8 protein-coding genes are annotated in these 13,441 nt (G+C 40.0%); 4 read left to right on the forward strand and 4 right to left on the reverse strand.

All coding sequences use genetic code 11. The features are described from left to right. Position 1 precedes the first annotated feature (1 nt). Positions 2–1,360 carry a Gfo/Idh/MocA family protein gene (locus ACHFIZ_RS07505; protein ID WP_410884423.1) on the forward strand — a complete coding sequence of 453 codons (1,359 nt, stop codon included), beginning with the start codon at positions 2–4 and terminating at the stop codon, positions 1,358–1,360. A gap of 76 nt (positions 1,361–1,436) precedes the next feature. Here ACHFIZ_RS07505 and ACHFIZ_RS07510 read toward each other — a convergent pair whose 3' ends face one another. The 3 genes from ACHFIZ_RS07510 to ACHFIZ_RS07520 form a co-directional block, all read right to left on the reverse strand. Beyond that, positions 1,437–3,122, reverse strand: a complete 1,686-nt coding sequence (locus ACHFIZ_RS07510; protein WP_410884425.1) for a sodium/sugar symporter — start codon at positions 3,120–3,122, stop codon at positions 1,437–1,439. Positions 3,123–3,240: 118 nt separating this feature from the next. Beyond that, positions 3,241–5,235 (reverse strand): hypothetical protein, encoded by a 1,995-nt coding sequence (locus ACHFIZ_RS07515; protein ID WP_410884427.1) that lies wholly within the window; start codon positions 5,233–5,235, stop codon positions 3,241–3,243. Between the two features lie 12 nt (positions 5,236–5,247). Further along, positions 5,248–6,681, reverse strand: coding sequence for a DUF1080 domain-containing protein (locus ACHFIZ_RS07520; protein ID WP_410884429.1), 1,434 nt, complete (start codon positions 6,679–6,681; stop codon positions 5,248–5,250). Between the two features lie 156 nt (positions 6,682–6,837). On the opposite strand from ACHFIZ_RS07520, the gene ACHFIZ_RS07525 reads away from it, so the two are divergent. After that, entirely contained in the window at positions 6,838–8,631 is a 1,794-nt protein-coding gene (locus ACHFIZ_RS07525) for a PQQ-dependent sugar dehydrogenase (protein WP_410884431.1), read from the forward strand. Positions 8,632–8,633: 2 nt separating this feature from the next. On the opposite strand, the gene ACHFIZ_RS07530 is transcribed toward ACHFIZ_RS07525, so the two are convergent. Then, a complete protein-coding gene (locus tag ACHFIZ_RS07530; RefSeq protein ID WP_410884433.1) occupies positions 8,634–9,377 on the reverse strand; it encodes a hypothetical protein in 744 nt (247 codons plus the stop codon). A gap of 72 nt (positions 9,378–9,449) precedes the next feature. On the opposite strand from ACHFIZ_RS07530, the gene ACHFIZ_RS07535 reads away from it, so the two are divergent. Continuing rightward, positions 9,450–11,654: a bifunctional alpha,alpha-trehalose-phosphate synthase (UDP-forming)/trehalose-phosphatase gene (locus tag ACHFIZ_RS07535; RefSeq protein WP_410884435.1), complete on the forward strand. Its 2,205-nt coding sequence runs from the start codon at positions 9,450–9,452 to the stop codon at positions 11,652–11,654. Position 11,655: 1 nt separating this feature from the next. Beyond that, positions 11,656–13,440 carry a glycoside hydrolase family 15 protein gene (locus ACHFIZ_RS07540; protein WP_410884437.1) on the forward strand — a complete coding sequence of 595 codons (1,785 nt, stop codon included), beginning with the start codon at positions 11,656–11,658 and terminating at the stop codon, positions 13,438–13,440. Position 13,441: the final 1 nt, after the last annotated feature.

The raw sequence follows: 13,441 nt of genomic DNA on the forward strand, positions 1-13,441 counted from the left end.
TATGGAAGAGTCTAGAAGGAAATTTATTAAACAATCTACGATAGCCGCGGCCGCCACATATGCTGGAACCATGGGGTGGTCGGCCAAAAGTTACGGCAACATTATAGGTGCTAATGATCGCGTACGCGTGGGTATAGTTGGTTTCTCCGACCGTTTTAAAGATGCATTGTTACCAAGCTTCTTGAACCACAACAAAGAGTTGAATTTCGATATCACTGCAGTATCAGACTTATGGAACTACCGTAGGAATCTAGCTGTAGATTATTTGAAAAGCAAGTTAGGCCACGACATCACCGCTTGCAGAAACAATGATGAGCTTTATGGTCTAAAAAGCATTGACGCGGTAATAATCAGCTCTCCGGACTTTGCACATGCCTCTCATGCGTCAGAAGCAGTGAATAACAAATGTGATGTTTATTGTGAAAAGCCTTTTGCTGAAACTATGGAAGATGCGAGAATGGCTTTGAAAGCAGTAAAATTATCCAAACAAGTTTTCCAAATCGGATCACAGAGACGTAGCGGAAGCAACTATAAAGCAGCATCAGAATTTATTAAAGAAGGTAAGTTCGGAGACATTACGATGGTTGAACTGAGTTGGAACGTCAATCAACCAGGCAGATGGCGCAGACCTGATCTTGTAGCTAAACTTAAACAGGAAGATACGGACTGGAAGCGTTTCCTACTAAACCGTCCATTTGAAGAATGGGATCCTCGTAAATATTTGGAGTTCAGGTTGTTTTGGCCATTTTCTTCAGGCATGCCTGGCCAGTGGATGTCCCACCAAATTGACACCGTCCATTGGTTTTCAGGATTGAAGCATCCGCGTAGCGTTGTAGCTAATGGCGGAATCTATAAATGGAAAGACGGTCGCCGTAACTGGGATACCACAACGGCAGTTTTTGACTACGGTAAAGAAAATGATCCAACCAATGGCTTCCAGGTGGTTTTTACATCGAGAATGCACAACGGTGATGAGAATCCTGCCGAAATTTACTACGCCAATGGTGGTGAACTAAATCTGATCAATAACACAGTTTCCTCCAGAGGAGGGTTAACTGCTGGTGCAGCAAAAGCAATGAACATGCAGGCCAACCTATTACCTGAATTAAAGCTTTCTGAAATGGTTGAGAAGGTAGCTGCTTCAGCAAATACAGGGGGCGACAAGCTTACTTCTGCTCATATGCGAAACTGGATGGATTGTGTAAGAAGCAGGAATGAGACCAATGCACCAATTGAGGCTGGTTATTATCACTCTATAGCAAATATTATGACTAACGCCGCGGTAAGGACTGGTCAGAAGGCAACTTTTGATGAAGCCAAACAAGAAGTAATGGTTGACGGAAAAGTATTCAAATATTGATCAATCACGACGATTATATGCAAAAGGCCGGATGATTTTCTTCATCTGGCCTTTCTGTATCATAAAATTTTATTTCTTACCAGAACGCAGTGTATAAGGCAACTAACATCGCGACAATTATCAATGATCCAACCGCGAATGAAGTAGATACTTTGAACATGCTTGAATCAACTTCCAGTCCGTTAGTTTTAACACCTTTTTTGTTTTCGTAAATACTTATAAGGTACATACCAATTACACAGACCGCGAATACAATGACCATCCTATCTATGAATGGTATTTCGAATACACCTGAAGAATTCGCAACCGCCCATCCATACTCGTACAACCGAGACAGGTCTACCCATCCCGGTAAAAACTTAAGGATAACTGATACGATAAATCCACCTATAGTAGCAAAAAGCGCTGCATTGGAAGTAGTTTTCTTCCAGAAAAAACCTAGGATAAACATTGCGAAGATACCCGGCGATACAAACCCTGTATATTCCTGGATATACTGGAATCCTTGCTTACCTTCTCCCATCAATGCATCACCAATAATTAAGGAAAGTACAACGGCTAGCAACATAGAAACGACTACAGTTATTTTTCCGACGTTTACTAATCTACCTTCGCCCGCGTTTGGATTAAATGCTTTTTTATAGATATCTAAAGTAAAAATAGTAGCAATACTGTTAGCCTTACCTGCAAGAGAGGCTACGATAGCAGCTGTTAAGGCAGCAAACGATAAACCTTTTAAGCCGCTTGGTAACAATCCCAATAATGCGGGATAAGCTTTGTTTGGATCCTGTATTCCTGACGATGTCATCATATCAGCTCCACTTATTCCAGGGATCTTTTCTTTAATAATATAGTAAACGGCAATACCAGGGATAACTACAATCACAGGCATCAGCATTTTTAAGAAAGCTGCGAATAGTAATCCTGATCTTGCTACTGGCAAAGAAGCGCCAAGCGCTCTTTGAGTAATGTATTGGTTACATCCCCAGTAACTTAAATTCGCAATCCACATACCACCAATTAATACACTCAATCCTGGAAGATCCATATAGTTAGGATTGTCCTTCTTAAATATTAAATGGAAGTGCTCTGAAGCACCCGCTCTTAAAATACTGAAACCCTTACCGATACCCTGGTTTCCCGAGATCATATTTAGCGCAATATATGTAGCCACTAAGCCACCAATCACCAAAAAGAATACCTGAATAACATCTGTATAACCGATCACCTTCATTCCTCCAAGAGTGATGATGATTGCAAATATGGCCAATCCTAGAATACATAAAGTAATTGGAAGATCTGATATACCACTTATTGCCAAAGCTCCTAAGTAAAGGATGGACATTAGGTTTACTACGATATACAACATTAACCAGAAAACAGCCATAATCATAGCAACCTTTTCGTTGTAGCGTTGACTCAAAAACTGTGGCATCGTGAAGATTTTGTTCTTCAGATATACAGGCATAAAAAATATCGCTACAATAATCAAGGTAGCTGAAGCCATCCATTCGTAAGCAGATATAGCTAAACCTAGCTTAAAGCCAGAACCGCTCATGCCAATCATCTGCTCAGCAGAAATGTTCGAGGCAATAAGTGAGGCTCCAATTGCCCACCAAGTAAGTGAGCCTTCTGCTAGGAAATAATCTTTAGAGTCTGCAGATGCAGTTTTCTTCTTGTAATAGATATAAAATCCATAAGATGATACGATTATAAAGTATATAAAAAATACAATGTAATCGTAGGTCTGTAATTTGTTCATTAGTTATATTGGTTGTGAGGTTATAATAGACTGTTAAAATAAAATATTTATTTGGTATAACCTTAAATTCAAGATGATTATACCAAATAAATATCTTCTTTAAACTACAGCCGGGAGGCTATTTAGCTAAAGAGTTAATATAAGCTGCGATTTTCAAACCGTCAGCTTTAGTAACCTGTGGCATTGGTGGCATTTCCGTTGGATAGGTCGGCCAGTTTTGCGGCTGTGGATTATGAATCAAAGAAACAATCTTCTCAGCTGTATATTTACGTTTAGCAATTTCAGAAAATGCAGGACCAACTAGTTTCTTGGTAGAGTTGTGGCAAGCTACGCAAGTATAACTCGTTAGCAATCCTTTTACCTGATCATAAGTCGGTGCAACAGTTTTACCTGAATTTGCAACTACGGTGTTTGCAGCAGCACTTTTCATTTCTGGAGCATTTTGAGATGGCGACAATACTTTACCAGCAATTGTTGGTTTTTTAGCACCTCCAGGTATTGCAGAAACTGTTTTGTCGTTTGATGAGTTTTTAGTGCTTACTTCAGACATAGATAATTTGTCTCCGTTAGGAATACTGTTTAGCGTATAGTAGGCAATTGGGTGCAACAATGGCGTAGCATTGTTGCTCTCTCTGACACCTTCTACAGTAATTGTATGGATGTAATATTGACGTAAATTATCAACAACTAATCTTGCTCTTAATCCATCGGCAGAAACTTTCACACCTTTGATCTTCAAAGCCTCTTTGTTGATTGGGGGTGAACCATACACTGGATGATATTTATACAGATAGCTTTCTACATTGTATGACGCTAAGTCATTTGCGGTTTTGGAATCGACCGGACTTGTAAATTCAATCTCAAAACCATCAGGCATTGCCCTAACTGCTTTCATTTCGAAAGGAGTTTTGCTCGGATTATAAACTAAACGCTCAAGCCCTTCATTTGCATCACCTGCAGAACCCCAACCGCGGTTGGACTCACCTACAAACAATGAGTTATCAGTACCCCATGCCATTCTTAATACTCCAGAGCGAAAACCGCTTCTGAACATAAATGATGCACCTTGCTCAACCCCATTTACTGTTTCAAAAAAGATACGTGAAATGATACTCATCCCTTGATCACCAACAAGGATCTGGCCTTCAAAGGGTCCAAATGCACCAGCAGGTATTTTAACAGGTTCTGAAGTGGAAATACCTAAAATACCATATGGAAGCCATACAGAAGGTAATCTCAACTCAGGGAAATCTTTCTTCATTTCCCAAAGCATTTTAAAGTTTTCATTAACCCTGTTCTCAGGCTTGATAGCTCTTCCTTCAGCATTAACGTCTCTTCTTTCGTCGATCTTAGATCTGAAGTATTCTTCTGTTAACTTAACTGGAGAATCTGATCGTCCAGTCCATCTTAATCCAGCTGGGTGACCAATAAAATCTCCTTTGTTAACTTTCCAAATCGCACCTGATCCCACCCAGTCACCTTGATTATCAGTGTAGTAGAATTGTCCGTCAATAACGGCCGGTCCGGCAGGAGAACGCATCCCTGTTGCCCATGGCTGCATTTTGCCGTCTTCAGTAATGTTCATTGCCCAACCTCGCATTGGCACACGGCTCTCACCACGGTACCACATTTCATCACCAAAAGCAACGTTACCAGTCACAAAGAATGATCCGTCGGTAGCGATTTTTGGTCCAAAGCTATATTCATGATAATGACCGCTTAATGGCCATGCATAAACTGTTTCGTAGACATCTGCCTTACCATCCATGTTGTTATCAACTAATTTGGTTAGCTCTCCACGTTGCGCACAGTACAATGCACCATCTTTGTAAGCCAATCCTAAAATCTCATGTAAACCGCTTGCAAAGTGACGGAAGTAAGGTCTATTGCTGGTCGGGTTTTCAACGATGTAAACATCTCCTCTTCTTGTTGAAATCCCAAGGTCTCCGTTAGGAAGTGTTACTAATCCTCCAACCTCAAGAATCAATCCTTCAGGTGTCATTACTTTATTCATTTTGAAGAAATCTTCTTCTTTCGGCGTTTCCTGAGCAAACCCCGTTGTAAAACTAAAGCTTAAAGCCAGCATTGCCAGCATTTTAAAAGTATATCTCATTATCAAACGCTCTTAAAATAAAATAGAATAATTTAACTTACCACGAACAAGAACTATTAAGTCTTTCTTGCCATTTGCATCCCTGATTACAGGTTTGTCTTTGAGATCGTCAAATTTTAAATAAAACGACTGACCATCTATAAGGTATACTCCTTTAGATAGCTCCTGAATATCAGAAACCCCGGTTGCCAACAATGCATATACATTATCAACGGGAGTAGCAAGGCTGATTTCTCTGTTTAATCCCTGTCCGCCATCCAGAACTTTAATCGCATCAGTAACCTTAGTACCATACATGTTATAGGTAAAGGTTGGACGGTTGTTATCATCTACCATATATCCTTTAGTACGGAACCCTGTTCCTGTAGTATCAGGTAACCAAGCCGCATTAGCATCAGTTAATTTTGCCAGGGTAGGAACTGGTTTCTTAGTAAATGTCATTAAACTTCCACGAGGCCTTGAAGTCCCGTTGCCTCTGCCATCCCACATTGGGGTAGCGTCAACAAAATCTCCGTGCCAAGCCTGAAATAGATATCCATTGTCAAGGTCGTAGCTATAGTGAACTTGTGAGGGGCTACTCACAGAGATTGCGTGAACAACTTTAGTTCCACCCGGAATGTCTACGAAACTGCGCACATTCGGCGTTGTTGCTACATCTATATAAATAGGATCAGTATCATTTCCCCTTTGTCTGCTCACCGCATCTGCAGGTAACTTCGAGAATTTAATATTTTTGAATGCTATGGCACCATGATCACCTTGTAAGCGTAAAGCGGCCATTGGCTTTTCAAAACCGTTAGCTCCTCTTGTAGATCCAAACAGTTCAATGTTATCATGAATCATTACCCCATTTAATTCAATAGAAATAATACGTGCATTTTGAGTTTTCTTCAATGAACCATCAAATTTAGCTGCCTGAAAAGCAATTCTGATATGTTGCCATAGACCAGGTGCTTTACTTGCATTCTGACGAGGAGCATGTCCTTCATAACCTTGCTTTCCTTCTGGTTTAGTATCATCCCATCTCGCATAGATTCCACCGTTATTTGAAGCTGTCGAATTCAACATACCCCAAGAATCCTCTAATTGAATTTCATAGATTCCTTGCAAATAAATTCCTGAATTGGCACCCTTGGCCATCATGTAATCCAGGTCTAGAACGATATCTCCGTGCTCACCAAGGGTAAGCAAATCAGAACCGGCAACTTTTTTTGTTGGTTGGTTAACAAGGACGCCTGTCCCTTTGGTAACATTTAAAACGTTTACTTCATTTAAATTTGTAGTAACGCCACCCGCAACGGACCATGTCTGACCTGGGTTTTTGAATGCTGAAAGATCTTTAAGATCAACTCCTGACTGGTCCGCTAATTGCTGACCAGACGCAAGCGCAGTTCCTAACAACCAGACAAATGCGGTTGTTCCAAACTTTAGGTAATTAAGTTTCATAATGTGTTTTATGGTTTAAAATTTAAAAGTAGCAAAAACATGTATCAATAATAAACATTGGAAAATAATGATTTTGTTACAATATCGAATATAGGCGAAAATCTCGAATATATCTTTCTATATTTAATCTTTGAAACCAACACACATTATACTTTGATGAAAGCACCATTAAAATTAGTATTGTCAGGCGTTGCCTTGACATCACTGTTTGCATTTACCCAGATTAAAACTACAGGCGTAAATAGCAAAACTACAAACAAACTAGCCATCGATACACCAGATCAGAACAGATTCGTAAAAGTGACCCTCACAGAGGGCCAGTTCACAGAACCGACTGAAATTGCTGTATTGCCTAACAAAGACGTTCTGATCTCTCAAAGACGAGGCGAATTCCTTATTTATAAAAATGCCACTAAATCCTTGAAGGATGCTGGAAAACTTGATGTTTACAGTAAAACGAATGTAAAAGGTGTAAATGCGGAAGAGGGATTGCTTGGTCTGGCAGTAGATCCGAACTTTGCTACTAATAGTTTTGTTTATGCCTTTTATAGTCCTACCGCAAAGTCTGTAAACCGTTTATCACGTTTCAAATTACTTAACGATAAGGTATCATTAACATCTGAAAAAGTAATTCTTGAGTTTTATTCTCAACGGGATATTTGCTGCCATACTGGTGGTTCGATCGCTTTTGGTCCAGGCAATTTACTCTATGTGTCTGCAGGTGATAACTCGACACCATTTGATAGTCCTGCTCCAAATGACAAGTTCCAGAACAAAGGATTTGCTCCGCTCGACAACCGTCCTGATCTTCATCAGTATGATGCAAGAAGATCTGCAGGTAACACAAATGATTTGAGAGGAAAAATCTTAAGAATTAAAATGAATACTGATGGAACCTACAGTATTCCTGATGGCAACTTATTTGCAAAAAATAATCCCAAAGCTAAACCTGAAATCTTCGTAATGGGTAATAGAAATCCTTATAGAATTTCTGTTGATAAAAAAACCGGATATTTGTATTGGGGCGAAGTTGGACCTGATGCTCAAAATGACGATCCGAACCGTGGCCCAAGAGGTTATGATGAGGTGAACCAGGCACGTAAGGCGGGTAACTTTGGCTGGCCATTATTTATTGGCAAGAACTATCCTTACCGCGCATACGACTATACTAATGGTCAAAGCGGTGATGCTTTCGACCCAGCTTCTCCAATCAACAATTCGCCTAACAACACCGGCTTAACGCAATTACCTCCTGCGCAGCCAGCATTCATTTGGTACCCATATGCGGTGTCTCCAGATTTCCCACAGTTAGGTGAAGGTGGTCGTACGGCTATGGCCGGCCCTGTTTTTTACACCAAACCTGGAGTAACTTCATACCCTGCTTATTATAACGGAAAGCTGTTAATTTATGAGTGGATTCGTGGATGGGTAAAAGCCGTTTCTATGGCTCCAAATGGCGATTATGTAAGTATGGAACCATTTATGGCTAATGTACCTTTAGCTGCTCCGATTGATATGGAACTAGGTCCTGATAATAAACTATATGTATTAGAATACGGTAAAGGCTGGTTTGCAAAAAACCCTGATGCAGCATTAGTGAGAATCGATTATAACTATGGCGCGGTTACAAAACCAGGTAAAGTTGCAAAAGCTGGTGCGACTATAATGGGTCACCAGACAGGAGTTGCTTCAAAAGAATCAATTGCAAAAGCCATTATGGCAAAAACAGATTGTACAGTTTGCCACAAAACAGCTGAAAAATCTATAGGCCCTGCATTTACCGCTGTTGCAGCGAAGTATAAAAATGATCCGAAGGCAATGGATTATTTGACAAATAAAATTACTAAAGGTGGTGCAGGTGTGTGGGGCGAAGTTCCAATGCCTCCACATTCTACTATGAAGGTTGCTGATATAAAGTCAATCGTTGATTGGATTTTAACACTTAAGTAAACCTATTTAATCTTACCTCCTATGTTTACAACAGCACCGATTGTAAATAAAGAATTCCCAGCACTTATGAACTTCCGGCTATTTAGCCCGAAGTTCCCGCTGGAGGTATATTGTAACTGAAACCTATCGCTAAACCTCATGCGGGTAAAAAAGATTGGCTCCACAAATAAGTTACCTTCTCTCGGTTGTCCTATCCCATTGATCATGAAAGTCTTCATGTCTACATGACTAATCCTGATTGCAGTACCATAATTAATTGGAAACACTTTCCCAAAAAGCTTTAAATCGTTTGACTTTCTTGAGCTATAGTTTACCTGAAAAAAGGTTTTACTATAGGTTGTCTCCTGATGTTCTGTGCTTGTGAGCAGGTCATTATTGTAATGAAGATAGGTTCTATCAGTTTTACCTCCACCATAGCCCGCATAAACTTCAATTATTCGATTGTCATCTGGTCCGAAAGTGTTAAAATAACCTCCTCCTATCTCACCTAACTTTTGTTTAAGGTCCCTTCTGCTGCCGTCACTGTTTAAATATGATGCACTTCCAATAATACCAAAATGGTTAGACGCTGCATAAGCACCATTCAGACTTAGGTTCCCCCCGATTGAAGCATGGGCTCCTCCACTGAACTCTCCTTGAGTACTCAGCATCGGATTGTTAGGGACATTTGGTATATAAAGTGACGAGCAGGAACTTAGACTGGCAACAGCTAGAACAGGCAAAAACTTGAAAAGAAATGACTTCATATTATAGTTTCTAAAGAGCCAAATTAAAAAGAAATTAAACAATTATGGCCTTAAATCGTTGTTTTATGAGATATGACAGATAATAATAAAACTATAATAGTATCAAATCGTCTCCCTGTAAAGATCACTGAGCAAAATGGCGAATATATATTAAGACCTAGTGAGGGTGGATTAGCTACAGGACTTGGGTCAGTTTATAAAACTGGAAATAATGTTTGGATTGGCTGGCCGGGTATTGAAGTCCCTGAGGACAGACAAGATGAAGTGAGGCGAAAACTTGCTACTTTAAATCTGATCCCGGTCTTCCTCACAAACGAAGAGATTAACCTTTATTATGAAGGCTTTAGTAATGAGATTCTTTGGCCAATCTTCCACTACGTAGCGACTTATGCGAACTTTAGTCAAAGCTATTGGGATTACTATAAATCTGCTAATGAAAAGTTTAGTCAGGAAGTTATCTATCACCTAAATGATGGGGACACTGTTTGGATTCATGATTACCAGTTGCTATTGCTTCCATGTTATGTAAGACGTAATAAACCACAAGTAACAATTGGCTTTTTCCAGCACATACCGTTCCCATCCTATGAAATTTTCCGCTTGATTCCCTGGAGAGAAGAACTCATCGAAGGAATTCTTGGGGCAGATCTTTTAGGCTTTCATACTTTCGATGATGTCCGTCATTTCCTCAGTGCCGCCTCTCGACTATCCTCTGCAAAACCTTCAGAAAATGTGATTATTCACAAAAATAGGCAGATCGTGGTAGAAGCTTTTCCAATGGGAATTGACAACGACAAGTTTGAAAACTTAACGAAGAATATAAAGGTAGCCAGACATTCTGCTGCTTTTAAAGAGATTCACAAAAACCAGAAAGTCATACTTTCCATAGATAGACTTGACTATTCCAAAGGTATTCTACAACGGCTACAGGCGCTAGAACTTTTATTGCAACTTCATCCGGAGTATATTGAGAAGATCGAACTTTTTATGATCATCGTACCTTCAAGAGATACTGTTCCCAAATACAAGGAACTTAGAGACAACATAGATCAATTGGTTGGTAACATCAACTCCAGATTTAGAACTATGAACTGGGTACCTTTACATTATTTCTACCGCTCCTTTTCTGTAGAATTTCTTTCCGCCTTATATTCAATTGCCGACATCTGTTTGGTAACCCCGATGAGGGATGGCATGAACTTGGTTAGTAAGGAATATGTTGCTTCAAGGGTAAAGAATGACGGGGTACTAATTTTGAGTGAAATGGCTGGTGCATCTAAAGAATTAAATGATGCCTTAATTGTCAATCCAAACAATATTGGCGACATCATGAAAGCTATTATCGATGCGATCAACATGCCTACAGAAGAACAGGTTATCCGCATGACCAGTATGCGGTACATTGTTAAGAAATTCAATATCAACCTTTGGGTTAAAAACTTTATGGATAAACTCTCAGAAGTTAAACAAATGCAAGAATCACTACTCACCAAGCATGCTGCTGTTGCGATAAGAGAAGATATCGCCATTGCATATGCCAACGCTACAAATAGATTTATCTTTTTGGACTACGATGGAACTCTCGTAGGTTTTCAAGCAGATATCAATAAAGCTTCACCCGATGAGGCTCTTTATAACATATTAACCGACTTAACTTCAGACCTCTCGAATAGAGTGATTTTGATTAGTGGTCGCAATTACCAAACGCTGGAACAATGGTTTGGCCATTTAAAACTGGACATGATTGCCGAACACGGTGCCTGGCAGAAGCATCTGCACGAAGAGTGGAAAGCACTTCCATTACTGACCGACAAGTGGAAGACTGAAGTCAAATCGGTATTAGATACTTACACAGACAGAACACCCGGTTCTTTTATTGAGGACAAAAGTTTTTCATTAGTTTGGCACTACCGCAAGGTGGAAAAAGGATTAGGAGAATTAAGAGCCAACGAAATCACCAACCATTTGCGAATGATGGTTGCTGACAAAGGACTTCAGATGCTGGAAGGAAATCAGGTTATTGAGTTCAAAAATATCGAAGTTAACAAAGGTAAAGCGGCTCAGAACTGGCTGTTCAACAACCATCCTGATTTCATCATTGCATTGGGAGATGATTATACCGACGAAGATATATTCAAAGCCCTTCCGGATGAAGCATTTACCATTAAAGTCGGTAGTAATATCTCTGCGGCTAAGTTTTATTTAAAAGATCATAAAGAAGTACGGGATTTGCTAAAAAGCTTTACAGCGCATATAGAACCCTCTTTGACAAAGTAAAATGGAAGAAAGACATACATACCAAACCAGTATTATAGGGAATTGTGCGTACCTGGCGCACGTAAACAAAAACACAAATATAGATTGGCTATGCTGGCCACGTTTCGATAGTACTTTCGTGTTTGGAGGTCTCCTAGACAACGATAATGGCGGGGAATATTCCATTCGTCCAAGTGGGGAATTCGAGTCGAAGCAGTTCTATCTGGAAAATACAAATATCATCTGTACCGAAATCACCAATATTGAAGGTACTTATAGGATCACGGACTTCGCCCCGCGGTTTTTTCAGTATGAACGTTACTTTAAGCCATTGATGCTTATCAGAAAGATTGAACCGATCAACGGCAATCCTAGAGTGAAGGTTATTTGCAAACCTGTTGCAGATTATGGAGAAACGATTCAAGTTGGCCATAGGGGTAGCAACCACATTGAGTTCACTGGGGCTGATGAAGATATGCAGTTGAGCACCAACATTTCTCTGAGCTATATCGAAGACGAAAAGCACTTTGCCCTTAATGAAACAAGGTATCTTATTCTGACCTATGGGCATCAACTTAATGCACCTATAATCAGTACTGCAGAGCGTTTTTTAACCGAAACTATTAAATACTGGAGACGCTGGATAAAGCATTCAACCATTGCAGGGTTTTACCAGCCAATCGTTATTCGATCAGCCTTAGTGCTCAAAATTCACCAATATGAAGATACAGGCGCTATCATTGCCGCTAGTACCACAAGTTTACCGGAATCCCCTGGCAGCATCAGAAACTGGGATTACAGATATTGCTGGATGCGTGACACTTATTATGTTATAAACGCATTAAATCATGTTGGCCATTTCGAGGAAATGGAGAAGTACTTTGGCTACGTGACGGATATCTCATTCAGAGACGATGAACGCTATCAACCATTATTTGGAATTGCTGGAGAAAGGGTACTGACTGAAAGAATTTTGGATCATATTGCCGGCTATCAAGGTAACCAACCAGTGCGTATAGGTAATCAGGCTTACGAACACATTCAGAACGACATCTACGGACAAGTATTGGTTTCGATGCTTCCTTTATATACTGACCATCGTTTTATATTTAGAGAGAGACAGGACTCCAGCAAATGGCTTGATTATTTGTTGACTAAAATCGAACATACAATCGATGAGAAGGACGCAGGAATCTGGGAGTTTAGAAACCTTGCCCATATTCATTGCTACACCAATCTATTTCAATGGGCAGGTGCCAATGCAGCACTTAAGATGGCCAAAACAATTGGCAATACTGAATTCGAAGAAAGGGCAAGCATTCTAGTAAAAAAAGCAGCTCAACATATTGAGGATTGTTACGACCCTGAACGCAAGGTCTATAATCATGCGGTTGGAAGTTCGCATCTGGACGCAAGCACATTGCAATTGATATTAATGAATTACCTGGATCCAAATTCTCAAAAAGCAAAAGATCATTTGATCGCATTAGAGTTGGAACTGAAAGCTGAAAACGGCTTATTCTATAGGTACAAACACACAGACGATTTTGGTAAGCCAAAAACTACGTTCTTGATCTGCGCTTTCTGGTATGTTGAAGCGTTAGCTTGCGTAGGAAGATTGGACGATGCCATCAAAGAGTTTGAGTCAATAATAAAATATGCTAATCACGTGCATTTATTCAGTGAAGACGTTGACGAAAAAGACGGGAGTCAGTGGGGTAATTTCCCGCAGGCATATAGTCATGTCGGCTTGATGAACGCTGCGCATAGGATTGCGATTAAATTAGACAGGCCAATATTTTTGTAAA

The organism is Pedobacter sp. JCM 36344, from assembly GCF_046546555.1.
Lineage (GTDB): Bacteria > Bacteroidota > Bacteroidia > Sphingobacteriales > Sphingobacteriaceae > Pedobacter.